The following is a 16,195-nucleotide window of genomic DNA, read 5'->3' on the forward strand; positions in this document are numbered from 1 at the left end:
GTCCAACTATTGGGGGTCACTTCATTCCGAGGCGCGGTTTTTTTTATATCTATGAACAAAAATAGAAATTCTATTCTTCGTCTTCTTCAACAATCTCAGTAATCGTTGACTGACCACACCTTAAACACTCACCCTCAATCCAAACTCGATCCGAGGTTTCAAACTCCTTAGGATTCTTCATTCCTAAATCGACTTCGCCACAAGAATTACACCAAGTCTGTGATAAAAAATCATGTTGCTCTTCCGCTGAACGAGCGTAAAAATCGCGTTCAACAGCATCTTCTTTTAGTAATTCTGTCATTTATCAGCCCCCACTGTATTGATAAGATGCCACTCGATTAGCATCTGGATCCAAAGCATTTAAAGGTGCATTAATAAGTAATTGGCTCAAAGAAATACTATTAAAAAGTTTTTGTTTGTCTCCATCGATCTCTACAGAAAACTCAACTTTTTCACCATTCACTTCCACTAAAGCAACATCACGAACAACACTAATGCTTTCTAAATAAGACTGAACCTTGTTCATCGCACTGTAATTTTTAATACCAGCTACTTGAACACTTAACTTACTTGCTGCAGCATTATTGCGTACCGAGGCATAACGGGAAGAAAACACCTTGGCTAAATTAATACCTGCTTGCTCAATAATTTCAGTTGTCGTATCTCCATTTAAGACAAAACGCTCACTTTCGCCATTTTTTAGCAACACTAATAAGCTACCGCCAATATGTCCCGCATAACTACTCACTCTTAAAGCGGCAACCGCATCAGTTTGATATCGGCGACTCGCATTCGTAATACTGTCTTCAAAAAAACCCCAGACATCAGAAGCACTGATACTTTTCTGATCAACATCATCAAGTAATGGAGCGTAAATAGGCACACCGAGTTTACTTGTCGACAAAGCAAATTCTCTTAACACTGTAGAAGGCGCTCTTGATCCTGACAATGTTCGAACACCATTATTTTCATTAGCCAACCAGATAAGTACAGAAGGTCGATTCCCTCCCCAAACTGGCAAACTATTTTGAGATAAAAAGCCATCAATAGACTCTTGATAAAAAGCCACCTTGATCTGCTTACCAGGAACAAGCCCATCTTCAGAAGCCATTAAATCACTCAAAGAAGAAACAGAATGCTGCGCTACCCACGTGGATGCTTTTTTCTTGGCTTCTTTCAATAAGTCTCCAGTGATGGCTTTTTTATCACCAGACACCTTTATTAAGACTTCTTCCGCAGCCAAACCAAACGCTTCATTAAGCATTTTTGCTTCAGATTGAGACACAGGCAAATTAATTTCAGCATCATACAATCCCTTAATTGAGACGGCATTCACTGATGAAATACAAAAAACACTAATAAGTAGTAAAAATATACGAGAATTCATAGCCCTTCCTTCGTTTATTTGCCTATTCTACTGTCTTAATGACAAAGAACCATAGCCCTAATGCGTCACTATGCTAAAATGCATTTTTTTCCTCGTACCATGATAAGGCATAGGCAATGACCAAGTCAGATAAACCATCAATTAGTTATAAAGACGCAGGCGTAGATATCAACGCAGGTAATCAACTTGTTGAACGCATAAAAGGCGTAAGCAAAAAAACCCGTCGCCCTGAAGTAATGGGTGGTTTGGGTGGATTTGGTGCTTTGACACGCCTTCCAACAAAATACAAAAATCCCATTCTTGTTTCTGGCACCGATGGTGTTGGCACTAAGCTTCGTTTAGCAATGGATTTAAACCAACACGATACAATTGGCATCGACCTTGTTGCCATGTGCGTTAACGACTTAATTGTCGCTGGTGCAGAACCTTTACTCTTCCTTGATTACTACGCTACAGGCAAGCTAGATATCGATGTTGCAGCAAATGTCGTAACAGGCATTGGCGAAGGTTGTTTACAAGCGGGTTGCGCTCTAGTAGGCGGTGAAACGGCTGAAATGCCAGGCATGTACCATGATGGTGACTACGATCTAGCTGGTTTCTGTGTTGGTGTTGTAGAAGAAGCCGACATCATTGATGGCACAAATGTAAAAGCTGGCGATACACTGATCGCACTTGGATCATCTGGCCCTCATTCAAACGGTTACTCTCTAATCCGTAAAATTTTAGAAGTAAGTAAAGCTGACTTAAATCAGATCGTTGATGGTGTCGCATTAAAAGACGCATTAATGGAACCAACACGTATTTATGTGAAATCCATCCTTAAATTAATGGAAAGCATTTCTGTTAATGCACTTTCTCATATTACAGGAGGTGGTTTACTTGAAAACATTCCTCGTGTTTTACCTGAAAGTGCTGCTGCTAAAATCGATGCAACAAGCTGGAAACGTCCTGCTGTATTCGACTGGCTACAAGAGCAAGGCAACGTAGAGCAAGAAGAAATGTACCGAGTATTAAATTGTGGTGTTGGTATGGTCCTTGCGATTGATACAGACAAAGCAGAAGAAGCCTTAGCAATTCTAAAAGCTGAAGGTGAAAATGCTTGGATCATCGGTGAAGTGTGCGCTCGTAACGGCGGAAAAGAGGTATTAATCTCTGATTTAGAGACTCAGGCATGAGCTTTCCAATCGTTGTCTTAATTTCTGGCAGCGGTAGCAACTTGCAAGCTTTGATTGATCAAAGTTTGCAAGGTGAACTGGATATTAATATTTGTGCTGTTATCAGCAATAAAGCAGATGCCTATGGATTAGAGCGTGCAAAGTTGGCGGGCATTGCGACTCACGCCCTAAATCATAAATCCTTTGGTAGCCGTGAAGAGTTTGATTCTGAGCTACAAAAAACCATTGATCAATATCAACCTAAGCTTGTCGTACTTGCTGGCTTTATGCGCATTCTCACTGAAACTTTTACGAAACATTTTGAAGGTAGAATGCTTAATATTCACCCTTCATTACTGCCTAAGTATAAAGGGTTGAATACACATCAAAGAGCAATCGATGCAAACGATACAAAACATGGAGTTTCTGTTCATTTTGTTAGTTCAGAACTTGATGCTGGAGCCATAATACTTCAAGCTAGCACTTCGATAGAAAAAGAAGAAACAGCAGAAACCTTAGCTGTTAAGGTTCACGCCTTGGAATACATAATCTATCCGCTAGCCGTTAAATGGTTCAGAGAAGACAGATTAACACTCCATAATGGCCATGTTATTTTAGACGGAGAAACGCTTCCAGAAAGCGGTATTCGTTATCAAAAAGTACTCACATAATATAAGGAAAAGTATGCGCGTTCGTAAAATATTAATGTCTTTGACTGCCATATTAATGAGTATCACGCCCATACTTTCTCTTTCTATCGAACCACCTACATCTGCAGCACAATCTACTTCAACGGAATCACCTTCTCAAAAACCACCAAAAAAAAACACACCTGATGTAGATCCTTTTCTAACACCTTATTCTGCGGTTTACAGCACAGTTTGGAAAAAAGGAATCAGTTTAAAAGTCGAAGGTAAACAAACCTTATCCAAAAAATCAGACAACCTTTGGCAGTTTGTTTTTTCAGCCGATAGCATGATTGCATCTCTTGATGAAACATCGGTATTTTATGTTGAAGACAACCAAATAATTCCAACCAAATATCAATACAAAAGCAAGGTATTAGGAAAAAAGCGCTCTGCTATACTTACTTTTGATTGGGAACAAAACCTCGTTCACAATAATGTCAAAGACAAACCGTGGAACCTTGCAATCAACCCGAATACCTTAGATAAGCTATCAGTTCAATTACAAATTAGACAAGATTTAAAACTGGGTAAAAACGAGTTTGACTACCAAATAGCAGATGGCGGATACATTAAGAACTGGCGTTTCGAACGCAGACAAAGAGAAACAATCAATACTGAGCTCGGACGAGTATCCGCGATTAAAATCATTCGTGTGGATAATTTAAGTAAAGGAAAACAAACTGCGTTTTGGTTTGTTCCGAAATTCGACTATTTATTGGTTAAACTTGAACATAAAGAAGATGGCGAATCCTATCAACTGGATATAGATTCTTTTAAACAGAATTAAGCCTTTATTTACACTAAAGAACTGAGCCACACCTTTAACTCAACTCATCTGGTGTATTCACATTCAATAACTCTTCGCCTTTACCCCATACGACAGATGCACAACCAAAAAATTCATAAAACGCCATAACGCTATTACGGTTCTTTTGCTCTAAAAACCCATCAAGCTTTAATAAAGCAGCATTTGTTGGAAGGATAGCGTGTAAAGGGTGAAAGCCAGATTCGCCTGTTAAGTAATGAATCTGATTAGGTTTTTCAATACTTGCCACTTGTAAAGCAAGGAATGCAGCGGTACTAATTCGAGGAGTATCGCAAGGAGAAACCAATAGATGTGAAGTTTCTACACGCTGTAAACAAGTAAATAAGCCCGAAAGCGGCCCTTTATCATGATGCCTTTCAACATCAGAAATGACCTCAAACCCTAACTCTCGATATAGCTCTATATTTCTATTAGCATTGATAAATACAACATCAGCGACACCCTCAAGAGCAAGCGCAACCCTTAACGCCATAGGCTGACCATCAAAAAGCAGAAGCCCTTTGTCTTGGCTTGCCATTCGTGTACTTTTGCCACCAGCTAGAATCACGCCAGCAAGAGATTCATATGCCATAACGCCTCTTTTATACTACTTTAACCAACCAAGTCTTGTTACGTTTGGACCAAATTTCATCCGCTAATGCCAAGCACTCTTCATGAGGAATAACACCATAAATAAGTCCAGCAACCGATGCGATAGTTTGCCTTACCGCCTGATCACCAAACTGATCTATTTCTTCGCCACTCCAATGGTCTATCAAACGAGATAGATCTAAATTGTTTTTGAGTCGCTTATGCTCTTTTTCCGCTTTTAGCCAACCAGTCGAACTCGATTCACCCTTTTGCCATTTCCACAGAGTAACATCTCGCTCTGGGTTTACTTCAGCTTCACCATTACCACCACGAAAAATAAGCACAGAAGGGTCTTTCAATTTTTCACTAGCAGATACATGTAAAATATCATAACCCGTATGAAATACCCCATGAACGCTATGAGCGGCACCAAATGGATTCATCATACGAACGACAGTATTCACAGGAGAACGTAATCCAAGGGTATATTTCAAATTCATCATGTTACTTAATGTAGAATCTATGTCTGATAATGGCATGTAAGCAAATTTATTCTGAACAACACTCTGCTCCACTTCGATAGGCGAATGACAAATAGGCAAACCTAAAGCTTGAATGGTCTGCTCAACAAAAATACGTTCCTCGCCTTTAAATACATGACCATGCATGACGGTTTTCACACCATAATTAGCCAACGCCAAAGCGGCCAACAAAAACCAAGGCAATTCATTGCGTTTTCCTGCATACGCTGGCCAATCAAGATCAACATCTACATCAAACATTTCTTTTTCATAAAGAAACGCCCGTGTCGCTTTTGTAAAACCCACGGTTTCATCGACGGTTTCTTCACGAATACGAATCAACATCCAAAAAGCACCCAATTGTTCTGGTTCGACATTTCCCGACAATATAAGAGACATCGCTTGATACGCTTCGGCTATAGTTAACGTACGCGACCCTTTTTTTCCTCGCCCTAGGATTTTAACATATTGTGTAAAGGCATTACTCATACAGTGAGCTCCGTGATAATCGGTATAAAGTGTTTCAATTCAGGTAAACAAGAGCCGCAATTTGTTCCGCATTTTAAACGCGCTCCAAGCTCTTCAACAGAGCCCACACCCTCTTTAATGGATTTTTCAATTTGCTTACTACCCACTTGGAAACATGAACACACTATAGTGCCTTTGTCTTCAACGTTCGCAGGTGTTCCAACAAGAATAGCCATTCGATCTGATTCAGAAAGCGTTTCACCTTCTGCTAATTTAGATACTAGCCAATCACATGAAATAAATTCAGGTTTGGGATGGATATACACCACCGCAGTCAAAATATTGCGATAAATATGAGCCAATCGAGTTTGTTGTGTGTTGGGATTATTATACTCTAGCCATTGTCCATTTGATTGCTCTCTTTGATTGAATAAAGACAGAATCGATGTAACATTCTTATTCTTTTCAACAGAGCAAACCACTTCGTAATGATAGCCTTGTTCGGATGGAACAAGACACCAATAAATAAAGTCTAATAACTCTAAAGGTGTACTCGACACAATGACGCCATAACTAACCCCATTGACAGCTTCAAGTTTCACTTGAGCATGCTTCGATTCGGGCTGACCCGATAACGGATCAACCACTTGAGGAATAAGCTTTGAGACAACCGCCGCATTTGAAAATTGCCGCGTCCAATGTATGGGTGCAAAAACATTCCCCGGTGAGACAGCACGGCTGACTTTGGCTTTTAACAAAGCCTCACCATAAGGTGAAGTAATACTGACTAACGCCTTGTCTTCAATTTTAAGGTGTTTAGCATCTTTCGGATGAATTTCTACATAAGGTTGGTCAGTGTGCTTTGTTAATAAAGCGGCATCCCCCGTTCTCGTCATAGTGTGCCATTGGTCACGAACTCGACCCGTATTAAGCGTAAATGGCCATTCAGGCGTTGATGTATGAACCGGTAATACTGGAGTAATAGGAATAAATTTAGCACGTCCATCTGGCGTAAAAAAACGCCCATTCTCAAACATACGAGCTGTACCTTCCGGTTGTCCTTTTGGAACAGGCCATTGCACAGGAATTAAAGCATCGTATTCTTCTTTCGTCATTTGACTAAAATGGCCAATATCAAAATCTCGTTTACCGTTATTTTCAAAAGTAGACAATGCGGCATGCTCAACAAAAATTTCATGCACGCTTTTGTATGAAAATGCGGATTGATAACCTAGACGCTTGGCAACTTCGCAAATCGCCCACCAATCATGCTTAGCGTCACCCGGAGCAGGCAACAAACCTCGCTGACGAGATATTCTACGCTCTGAGTTCGTTACCGTTCCGTCTTTTTCACTCCAACCTGTTGCTGGAAATAAAACATCGGCCATCTCTGTCGTATCTGTATGCGCTTTGCAGTCACTGACAATCACTAATTCACATTTTTCTAATGCACGCCTTACTTGATCCGTGTCAGGCAAACTCACCATTGGATTAGTCGACATAATCCAAACCACTTTGACTTTACCTTCTTCCATTGCTTGAAATAGATCCACCGCTTTCAAGCCATTTTCAGTGGCCATATTTGGTGCTTGCCAAAACGTTTGAACTAACTGGTGCGCGCCCGGTGTTGCAAAATCCATGTGTGCAGCCAACTGATTCGCTAATCCACCCACTTCTCGTCCACCCATTGCATTAGGCTGACCTGTAATGGAGAATGGTCCAGCACCTTCTTTTCCAATGCGCCCAGTTGCCAAATGGCAATTAATAATCGCATTGCATTTATCAACACCAGATGAGGACTGATTAATACCTTGAGAGTAAAACGTCACTGCTTTCGGAGTTTCGTTCCACCAGCTGGCTAACTGCATAAAATCTTGTTCGCTGATACCGCAAAAGTTGGCCGCAGAAAACAGTGTTGGCGTTGACTCATTAGCTTGCTCCAAAGCTGCTTTAAAGCCATTGGTATGGCGAGAAATAAAACCATTATCAAGCACACCAGCCTGAACGGAATGATGTAACAAAAATGAGAATACAGCAGCGTCTGTGCCCGGCTTGATGGCTAAATGTAAATCTGCAATATCACAGGTAGCGGTTTCTCTTGGGTCAATAACAACAATTTTCATATGAGGGCGTTGTTTTTTAGCTTCTGCAATACGTTGGTATAAAATAGGATGCGTCCACGCTGCATTAGAGCCCACCATAATAAGCAAATCACACAACTCTAAGTCTTCGTAATTACAAGGAACCGTATCCGAGCCAAAAGCACGCTTGTAACCAACAACCGCTGAAGCCATACACAAACGAGAATTGGTATCGACATTTGCTGTGCCAATAAAGCCTTTGGCTAACTTATTCGCCACATAATAATCTTCCGTCAAAATCTGCCCAGAAAGATAAAAAGCAAACGCATCAGGCCCATGATCCTTTACTACTTGAGCAATTTTCTCCCCCACAGTATCAACAGCCGACTCCCAAGAAACGGATTCACCTTTAACAATAGGTGTGAGCAAACGGTCATCAGACTGAATAGTTTGCGCGAGACTACTCCCTTTTACACAAAGGCGGCCAAAATTAGCAGGATGATCCACATCACCAGAAACCGGAGGTATAGCTTCCATTGAAGAATCTGGAACCGATAAATTTACACCACACCCAACACCACAATATGGGCAGGTTGTTTTTCCGATTGTTGCCATAGAACACCTTTTCACCTTTTTCAAAAACAAAAAAAGGCCCAATCGCTTTTCTAGAAAAGCGATTGGGCCTCGTTGCCTTTTGTAATATCTGACTGCTTTATGTGTAAACCTTCGTCGACTTACGGTGCATCAGTTGCTTTGTATTAAGCAATAACCAAGCCAATATTAACAAAGTACAAAAAATCCTTCTATTATTTATCAATCCCTTATAAATAGACTCGTTTCCATCTACTGACACCAAAATCCCTTCACAACTTGCGCACTAAAATAATGCAAGACATGCGCATTAAGGCTCAGAAATGTACACATCTTCTCCTTCTAGTTTCGCTTTCCAGTAAGGAATTCGAGCCGTATCGTCTTCCAGACATTCTCCAGAAGACAACACAAAGTGCTGTTTATACAAAGGACTAGCAACTGTCCAGTTACCTTGCAGGTGAGCAACCAAACCGCGGGACAAAACGTTCGCTTTGCCAAATGGGTCCCAATTACCGATAGCAAACACCTTATCATCAGACTCAGGAATATAGAAAAGCGCCACTTGCTGACCATCGACCATAGCAGCCACTCCAGCACCTCTAATAAGATCACCTTGCTTACAAACTAATTTCCACTGTGATGCCATCTTATTAACCCACCTTCGCAATTAATTCTAACTTTTCTTTTTCTGTCGCAGGGCGAATTTGGGCACGCTCTTCAACGAAAACAACATTGTCATCAACACCATCATAGTTAACAAACTGACGGAATGTTTTCAACGCCTCAGGATCTTCCAATGTTGTTTTCCATTCACATTGGAAGGTATCAACAACATAATCCATCGCGGCATCCAGTTCCTCACACATTCCCAGTTTATCTTCTATAACCACTTCTTTTAGATACTCTAGACCGCCTTCAAGGCCATCCATCCAAACTGAAGTTCGTTGTAGTCGATCCGCGGTTTTTGTGTAGAACATTAATACGCGGTCAATGTATTTTATGAGTGTTTCGTCATCTAAGTCAGTAGCAAATAAATCACCATGGCGCGGTTTCATCCCACCGTTACCACACACATACAAATTCCAACCACCTTCTGTCGCGATCACACCAATGTCTTTACTTTGTGCTTCTGCACACTCACGGGTACAGCCAGACACTGCAAATTTGATCTTATGAGGAGAACGCAAACCTTTGTAACGATTCTCTAAATCAACCGCCATCGTCATACTGTCGTTCACACCATAACGACACCAAGTACTACCAACACAAGATTTAACGGTTCGTAATGATTTACCGTAGGCTTGTCCCGTTTCAAAACCCGCATCGACCAGCCTTTTCCAGATTTCTGGCAACTGAGGTAAAGTAGCACCAAATAAATCAATACGTTGACCACCTGTTACCTTGGTATACAGTCTGTATTCTTTTGCCACTTCACCAAGTACAATCAATTTTTCTGGCGTAATTTCCCCACCAGGAATACGAGGCACAATAGAGTAAGTGCCGTCTTTTTGCATATTACCTAGGAAGCGGTCATTGGTGTCTTGCAGGATGATATGCTCTTTTTTCAAGACATATTCGTTCCAAACACTGGCTAAAATAGAGCCAACCGCTGGCTTACAAATTTCACAACCGTGTCCTTTACCATGTTTTTCTAACAAATCATCAAAGCTCTTAATCTTGCCGATTTTAATGATGTTATATAAATCCTGACGCGTGTAAGCAAAGTGTTCACAAATGTCTGTACTGACCTCAACGCCTAGTGCAAGCAACTCGTTGTCGACTACCTTTTTAAGCAAAGCCGCACAACCACCACAACCCGTTCCGGCTTTTGTCACTCCTTTCACATCACCAACAGACAAAGCACCATTACAGACAGCGTCGCTAATATCTTGTTTCGATACGTTATGACAACTACAAATAGACGCTGTCGCCGGCAAGGCATCAACACCCAACGCAGCGGGTGCGCCATCCATTGCTGGTAAGATCAAAGATTGTGCTTGTTCAGGCAGGTCAATCGCATTCAAATAGTATTGCAACAAGGTATCGTAATAACTGTTGTCACCGACTAGCACCGCGCCTAACAGTTTTTTACCGTCTTCTGAGACAACCATTTTGCGATAGCTCTGGCTCAGTTCATCTTGATAAACAAAAACTTTGCAGCCTTGTGAAGTACCATGGGCATCACCAACTGATCCCACATCACAACCAAGCAGCTTAAGCTTGGTGCTCATATCTGCACCAGTAAATAACAAGCCAGCATCGCCCATCAAATGACCCGCTGCAGCTTTCGCCATGGTATAACCTGGCGCAACTAAGCCAAAAATTCGGTTATTCCAAAGCGCACATTCACCAATCGAGTAAATATCTGCATCGCTGGTTTGGCACTGATTATTAATAGTGATACCACCACGCTCACCCATTTCTAGGCCAGACTGCTTTGCCAATGCATCTTGAGGTCGAATACCTGCGGAAAACAAAATCAAATCTGTTTCGAGATGTGTACCATCCGCAAAATTCATACGATGGAAAGCCCTTTCCCCATCAACAATTTCTTGGGTCGCCGTGTCGGTATACACCTTTACGTCTAGACCTTCGATCATCCCCTTCAGAACACTACCGCCCTTTTCATCTAACTGAACAGGCATAAGGCGAGGAGCAAACTCTACAACACTGGTTTCAAGGCCGAGATTTTTTAATGCATTAGCGGCCTCTAAACCTAACAACCCACCACCGACAACCGTGCCTCGAGTCACTGTTTTAGCGCAGTCTCGAATGGCATCCAAATCCTCCAATGTTCGATAAACGAAGGTGTTATCACGTTTGTGACCAGGAATTGGCGGAACGAAAGGATAAGAGCCTGTCGCTAAAACAAGTTTGTCATAAGGTAAAGAGTCGCCATTTTGCAAGAGTAGCGTTTTAGCTTTACGATCAATCTCTGTTACAAGGCTATTTGTAAAGTAACGAACGCCATTATCGTCATATAGCGTACCGTCCGTCATAGCCAAATCGGCCGCGCCTTTACCGGTAAAATACTCACTTAGATGCACACGGTCATAGGCTAAATATGGCTCTTCACCAAATACCGTGATGTGAAAAGTTTCGTGTCCACCTTGGGCAATAATCTGCTCAACAAAATGGTGGCCGACCATACCATTCCCCACTACAACAAGACGTGGTTTATTGGCCGATAGAGGTGTATTGAATGTCATCGTATTCCCCTTACTTTTAACTAGCAACGTCTAAAACAGCTTAATTAGGCTACTTTTGGGCAGCAATATGCTTCCCCAAACACCAATAGTTCAAGCATGTCAGAGACATTGGTTTTGTTTTGAATTAGCTGGAAATACCAGCTTCCATCGGCGACGTTGCCATAAAGAATTGCCCCAACTAATACGCCATCGTTGACGATCAGCTTGCGGTAATGATTTGCTTCGATATCCTTAAAGAAGATGCATGAGTCATCCAGGTCGGCTTGAACCTTCCCGACTGAAAAAAGATTCACACCAGATACTTTTAATTTGGTTGGAGTTGGCTCAATTGAAAATCTAGCATCTTTATCATTCAATACGCTGATTAACACTTTTATCTGATCCCAAATAGGAGCCACCAGACCAAAAGTTTGCTGATCAAATTCACAGCATTCGCCTAATGCAAAAACATCTCGATAAGACGTCTGCATTTTTTCATCCACTACAATCGCCTGATTTGTTTTTAGACCTGCCAACTTCGCCAAAGCAATTTCTGGTGAAATTCCTGCTGCCATAACAACTAAGTCAGCAGTCATACGCTCGCCATCCGCACACATAACCTGATTAACCAAGCCACTTTCCGACTGAATAAAAGAAGATGGCGATTCGCCCAAGCGGAACTCGATTCCCATTTGCTCTAGTCGACTGCGCAATAAAGCAGCGGATTCAGCGTCTAACTGTCGATTCAATAACCATTTTGAGCGATGAAAAACAGTAACTTTATGGCCTCGCTTGACCAGCCCAACAGCCGCCTCTAATCCCAGCAAGCCACCACCAATCACACAAACAGACTGTTTTTTTTGAAGACTTGCCATAATGTTGACATCGTTCCAAGTACGAAAACCCATTACATTTGAAGCCTTTGCTCCATCAATAGGCAGGATCCTTGCTCGTGAACCTGTTGCCATGATCAATTTGTCATAGCGAATAGTTTTAGCACTAACCAAACAAACTACTTTCGTCTCAAGGTCAATACTCTCAACCCCATCACCAGCAATGATAGACACACCTTCTTGTTGCATTTTTTCAGTGTCCACCAAAGACATTTCATGATCTGAAATATCTTTGGCTAACAAAGAAGACAACATGATTCGGTTGTATCCAACCTGAGCTTCTTCGCCAATCAGGGTAATAGAATAATTTGCATTTTTCTGCTGCATCAAATCAAACGCCAGCTTGCTGCCTGCCATTCCAGCACCAACAATAACAATGTGAACGCAGCTTACTTGTCCCACTTTAAGCACTCGCCGCTGTTTTTGTGTCTGTTGTTTTTTTCGCTTTCACAGCAGAAATAGGCTCAACTTTGCGCTGTTTTTCGTATAAGAAAGTCAGCACTTGTGCGCGGTAATCGACATATTTAGGGTCATTAGCTAATGCTAGTCTGTCTCGTGGGCGCTCTAAATCCACTTTTAAAATTTCGCCTATGGTCGCCTCTGGACCATTCGTCATCATGACAATACGATCAGACAACAAGACCGCCTCATCAACGTCATGGGTAATCATGATGACGGTGTTATTTAAGTCTTTTTGAATTTCCATCAGGGAGTCTTGTAGATGTGCTCGAGTTAAAGCATCCAATGCACCAAAAGGCTCATCCATCAGCAACACACTCGGCTCCATTGCCAAGGCTCTGGCAATACCCACACGCTGCTTCATACCTCCGGATATTTCATCAGGGCGTTTATCTGCAGCATGGGTCATATGAACAAGTTCTAAGTTGTGCATGATCCATTCGTGCATTTCTTTTTTCGATTTGGTTTTCTTAAACACCTGCTTAACGGCCAACTCAACATTTTGGTATGACGTCAACCAAGGCAACAATGAGTGATTTTGAAAAACCACAGCACGCTCTGGGCCAGGACCTTTTACTTCTTTTTCGTCTAATAAAATACCGCCTTCCGTTGCATCATAAAGACCTGCAACAATATTTAAGACGGTTGATTTACCACAACCAGAGTGACCAATTAGGGAGACAAACTCCCCTTTTTCAATTTTCAAGCTGACGTTATCAAGCGCTTTAAATGACCCTTTCGCCGTTGGAAATTCGATAGAAACTTTACTGATATCTAAATGTGTCGACATGCCACTCTCCAATTCATGTATCTTTTATTAACGGTGCTCTGATTACTGCAGCTCTGACTAACGAAGAACTTGTGTTTTATCCCAAGAGACAAAACGCTGAATCGTAAGCATGGCTCTATCCAATAAAAACCCGATAAAACCTATCATCAACACAGCAACCATGATCCGACCTAACGAATTGGAACTGCCATTTTGAAACTCATCCCAAACAAACTTTCCTAAGCCTGGGTTTTGCGCCAGCATTTCTGCGGCAATCAGTACCATCCAAGCAATACCCAGTGACAAACGAAGTCCGGTAAACATAAGAGGAATTGCCGATGGAATCACAATCTTGGTGACATGAGTCATCCAATTTAGACGCAACACTTTTGACACGTTTAACAAATCTTTCTCTACCGCTGCCACGCCTACTGCGGTATTAATCAATGTTGGCCACATACAGCACAGAGTCACAGTAAACATGGAAGTTAAAAATGATTTTGAAAACATAGGGTCATCAGACACATAGCTTGCACTCACTACCATGGTGACCAAAGGCAACCAAGCAAGAGGAGAGACAGGCTTAAACACTTGAATAATGGGATTCAGCGCGCTGTATACAGAGCTGTTCAGGCCAATCAAAATACCAAGCGGAATTGCAATCAAACTGGCTAAACCAAAACCTGCTAATACGGTATATAAACTGGTAAATATTTGATCAAAAAAGGTAGGCTTACCTGTATAAGCTCTCAACTTGCCTTCATAACTGGGATCTTTTGCTTGTCGAGCTTCAATACGCTTTTCTTGACGCTCGTAGAATTTATCTTCTTTTACTCGTTCGTTATGATGTTCAGCAACTAAGCTATTCCATTGTTCATATACAACAGACGGCCCTGGAAATTCACCTAAAGAAGTATGAACTCGGCTTGCGCCAACTTGCCATAACAAAACGAAAGCTAAGATACCAAAGAGTGGAAGCAACAAACTTTTCAGTGAAAAGCTTTCAACTCTTTCTTTCAGTGACGCGATGGATAAGCTTGGTATATTCATATTTCATGTCTCACTTAATTAACTGGATAAGACGGTCATACAACCGCCTTATCATTCCTTTATTTATATTTGGTCATTGCCTTTCAAACCAATTTCAAAGCTTTTCAAGTAGTCATTCGGTTTTTTACCGTCATAAGTAACACCGTCGATGAAGTCACTTTGTGGAGCTTTAAATCCATCTTCTTTGTCAAAATCAGGAAACTCAGACGCCATCATCAAACCATCGTCAATCAAGGCATTGGCCGCTTGTGCATAAACATCTGGGCGATAAACGTCTTTCGCTGTTTTCATGAACCATTCGTCAGATTTAGGCTCAGCAATTTGTCCCCAACGACGCATTTGCGTTAAGTACCAGATCGCATCGCTGTAATATGGGTAAGTTGCGTTATGACGGAAGAACACGTTGAAATCAGGCACTTCACGTTTATCGCCTTTTTCATACTCAAAGGTGCCTGTCATACTGTTAGCAATCACATCGTAATCAGCCCCGACATAATCACTACGGGATAGAATCTCTACCGCTTCTGGACGGTTAGCATTGTTGTTTTCATCCAACCATTTCGCCGCACGGATCATGGCTTTCACAACACGAATGTGTGTATTAGGGTTTTCCGCCGCCCAATCGCTGTTTACGCCGAACACTTTCTCTGGATTGTTTTTCCAAATTTCATAATCGGTAATTACTGGAACACCAATGCCTTTAAATACAGCTTGTTGGTTCCAAGGTTCACCCACGCAATAACCGTGAATTGTTCCGGCTTCCATTGTTGCTGGCATTTGAGGTGGAGGTGTTACAGACAACAATGCATCGGCATTAATCTGGCCACTTGTATCGCCTTTTGCTGGTGCATAGTAACCAGGGTGAATACCACCAGCGGCTAGCCAATAACGCAATTCATAGTTATGAGTAGAGACAGGGAAAACCATTCCCATTTTGAAAGGCTTACCTTCTGCTTTATAACCATCAACAACAGGCTTTAAAGCACTCGCACTGATTGGATGAATCGGTTTGCCATCCGCACTATGAGGAATGTTCTTTTTCATTTCAGCCCAAACATCATTAGAAACAGTAATACCATTACCGTTTAAATCCATGCTAAAAGCCGTCACTATGTGTGCTTTTGTTCCGTAACCAATGGTCGCACCAAGTGGCTGCCCCGCTAACATGTGAGCGCCATCAAGCTGACCATCAATCACTCGGTCTAGCAATACTTTCCAGTTAGCCTGCGCCTCTAGCGTGACGTACAAACCTTCATCCTCGAAGTAACCTTTTTCATAGGCAATCGCTAACGGCGCCATATCGGTTAATTTTATAAATCCGAATTTAAGCTCTTCTTTCTCTGGATAACCAAGCTCAGCATGAGCAAGTCCAGATAAAAGCGCAGAACCAACTAATAAAGAAATTCCTATTTTTTTAGTTGAATATGCTAGCTCCGGCAAAGGTAAAACCGTTTTCAAAGATCTCATGTTCATAACTGTGCTCCACTTGAGAAACGTAAAAAAAACAAAAAAAGGCGCGTGCGAATCACAAAAAATGTGTTCGCAGGCG

At 41.7% G+C, this 16,195-nt stretch carries 14 protein-coding genes; 3 read left to right on the forward strand and 11 right to left on the reverse strand.

Translation table 11 applies throughout. The annotated features are described in order from the left end of the window. Window positions 1-70: 70 nt before the first annotated feature. Both MUS1_RS12885 and MUS1_RS12890 read right to left on the reverse strand, forming a co-directional pair. On the reverse strand, window positions 71-301 hold the full coding sequence (locus tag MUS1_RS12885; protein WP_036163226.1) for a hypothetical protein: 231 nt from the start codon (window positions 299-301) through the stop codon (window positions 71-73). Between the two features lie 3 nt (window positions 302-304). After that, window positions 305-1,387 (reverse strand): DUF2066 domain-containing protein, encoded by a 1,083-nt coding sequence (locus MUS1_RS12890; RefSeq protein ID WP_036163227.1) that lies wholly within the window; start codon window positions 1,385-1,387, stop codon window positions 305-307. Between the two features lie 116 nt (window positions 1,388-1,503). Here MUS1_RS12890 and purM point away from each other — a divergent pair, with 116 nt between their 5' ends. Genes purM through MUS1_RS12905 form a run of 3 tightly spaced genes read left to right on the forward strand, consistent with a single transcriptional unit; the run spans window position 1,504 to window position 4,017 of the window. Beyond that, entirely contained in the window at window positions 1,504-2,562 is a 1,059-nt protein-coding gene (gene purM, locus MUS1_RS12895) for a phosphoribosylformylglycinamidine cyclo-ligase (RefSeq protein ID WP_036163228.1), read from the forward strand. Further along, a complete protein-coding gene (gene purN / locus MUS1_RS12900; protein WP_036163229.1) occupies window positions 2,559-3,212 on the forward strand; it encodes a phosphoribosylglycinamide formyltransferase in 654 nt (217 codons plus the stop codon). The genes purM and purN overlap by 4 nt, the downstream gene beginning before the upstream one ends. 13 nt (window positions 3,213-3,225) lie before the next feature. Next, a complete protein-coding gene (locus tag MUS1_RS12905) occupies window positions 3,226-4,017 on the forward strand; it encodes a DUF3108 domain-containing protein (RefSeq protein ID WP_036163231.1) in 792 nt (263 codons plus the stop codon). Window positions 4,018-4,051: 34 nt separating this feature from the next. On the opposite strand, the gene mobA is transcribed toward MUS1_RS12905, so the two are convergent. From mobA to MUS1_RS12950, 9 genes are all read right to left on the reverse strand, one after another. Beyond that, window positions 4,052-4,627, reverse strand: coding sequence for a molybdenum cofactor guanylyltransferase (gene mobA, locus MUS1_RS12910; RefSeq protein WP_036163233.1), 576 nt, complete (start codon window positions 4,625-4,627; stop codon window positions 4,052-4,054). Window positions 4,628-4,637: 10 nt separating this feature from the next. Then, on the reverse strand, window positions 4,638-5,636 hold the full coding sequence (locus MUS1_RS12915; RefSeq protein WP_036163235.1) for a glycosyl transferase family protein: 999 nt from the start codon (window positions 5,634-5,636) through the stop codon (window positions 4,638-4,640). Next, entirely contained in the window at window positions 5,633-8,311 is a 2,679-nt protein-coding gene (locus MUS1_RS12920) for a nitrate reductase (protein ID WP_036163236.1), read from the reverse strand. The genes MUS1_RS12915 and MUS1_RS12920 overlap by 4 nt, the downstream gene beginning before the upstream one ends. 286 nt (window positions 8,312-8,597) lie before the next feature. Continuing rightward, a complete protein-coding gene (gene nirD / locus MUS1_RS12925; RefSeq protein ID WP_036163239.1) occupies window positions 8,598-8,933 on the reverse strand; it encodes a nitrite reductase small subunit NirD in 336 nt (111 codons plus the stop codon). Window positions 8,934-8,937: 4 nt separating this feature from the next. After that, on the reverse strand, window positions 8,938-11,496 hold the full coding sequence (gene nirB, locus MUS1_RS12930) for a nitrite reductase large subunit NirB (protein WP_036163241.1): 2,559 nt from the start codon (window positions 11,494-11,496) through the stop codon (window positions 8,938-8,940). A 44-nt stretch (window positions 11,497-11,540) separates the two neighbouring features. Beyond that, window positions 11,541-12,770, reverse strand: a complete 1,230-nt coding sequence (locus MUS1_RS12935) for an NAD(P)/FAD-dependent oxidoreductase (protein WP_245595812.1) — start codon at window positions 12,768-12,770, stop codon at window positions 11,541-11,543. A 1-nt stretch (window position 12,771) separates the two neighbouring features. Next, window positions 12,772-13,617 carry an ABC transporter ATP-binding protein gene (locus tag MUS1_RS12940; RefSeq protein WP_036163247.1) on the reverse strand — a complete coding sequence of 282 codons (846 nt, stop codon included), beginning with the start codon at window positions 13,615-13,617 and terminating at the stop codon, window positions 12,772-12,774. Between the two features lie 57 nt (window positions 13,618-13,674). Continuing rightward, entirely contained in the window at window positions 13,675-14,646 is a 972-nt protein-coding gene (locus tag MUS1_RS12945) for an ABC transporter permease (RefSeq protein WP_036163249.1), read from the reverse strand. 63 nt (window positions 14,647-14,709) lie between these two features. Then, entirely contained in the window at window positions 14,710-16,119 is a 1,410-nt protein-coding gene (locus tag MUS1_RS12950) for a CmpA/NrtA family ABC transporter substrate-binding protein (RefSeq protein WP_211236466.1), read from the reverse strand. Window positions 16,120-16,195: the final 76 nt, after the last annotated feature.

Source organism: Marinomonas ushuaiensis DSM 15871 (assembly GCF_000521805.1).
In the GTDB taxonomy this organism is placed as follows: domain Bacteria; phylum Pseudomonadota; class Gammaproteobacteria; order Pseudomonadales; family Marinomonadaceae; genus Marinomonas; species Marinomonas ushuaiensis.

Excerpts from the sequence above, each read along its gene's own strand:
- purM (WP_036163228.1), top strand. The coding sequence starts at position 1,504 with ATGACCAAGTCAGATAAACCATCAATTAGTTATAAAGACGCAGGCGTA.
- purN (WP_036163229.1), top strand. The coding sequence starts at position 2,559 with ATGAGCTTTCCAATCGTTGTCTTAATTTCTGGCAGCGGTAGCAACTTG.
- MUS1_RS12940 (WP_036163247.1), bottom strand. The coding sequence starts at position 13,617 with ATGTCGACACATTTAGATATCAGTAAAGTTTCTATCGAATTTCCAACG.
- nirB (WP_036163241.1), bottom strand. The coding sequence starts at position 11,496 with ATGACATTCAATACACCTCTATCGGCCAATAAACCACGTCTTGTTGTA.
- MUS1_RS12890 (WP_036163227.1), bottom strand. The coding sequence starts at position 1,387 with ATGAATTCTCGTATATTTTTACTACTTATTAGTGTTTTTTGTATTTCA.
- nirD (WP_036163239.1), bottom strand. The coding sequence starts at position 8,933 with ATGGCATCACAGTGGAAATTAGTTTGTAAGCAAGGTGATCTTATTAGA.
- MUS1_RS12920 (WP_036163236.1), bottom strand. The coding sequence starts at position 8,311 with ATGGCAACAATCGGAAAAACAACCTGCCCATATTGTGGTGTTGGGTGT.
- MUS1_RS12885 (WP_036163226.1), bottom strand. The coding sequence starts at position 301 with ATGACAGAATTACTAAAAGAAGATGCTGTTGAACGCGATTTTTACGCT.
- mobA (WP_036163233.1), bottom strand. The coding sequence starts at position 4,627 with ATGGCATATGAATCTCTTGCTGGCGTGATTCTAGCTGGTGGCAAAAGT.
- MUS1_RS12950 (WP_211236466.1), bottom strand. The coding sequence starts at position 16,119 with ATGAACATGAGATCTTTGAAAACGGTTTTACCTTTGCCGGAGCTAGCA.
- MUS1_RS12915 (WP_036163235.1), bottom strand. The coding sequence starts at position 5,636 with ATGAGTAATGCCTTTACACAATATGTTAAAATCCTAGGGCGAGGAAAA.
- MUS1_RS12945 (WP_036163249.1), bottom strand. The coding sequence starts at position 14,646 with ATGAATATACCAAGCTTATCCATCGCGTCACTGAAAGAAAGAGTTGAA.
- MUS1_RS12905 (WP_036163231.1), top strand. The coding sequence starts at position 3,226 with ATGCGCGTTCGTAAAATATTAATGTCTTTGACTGCCATATTAATGAGT.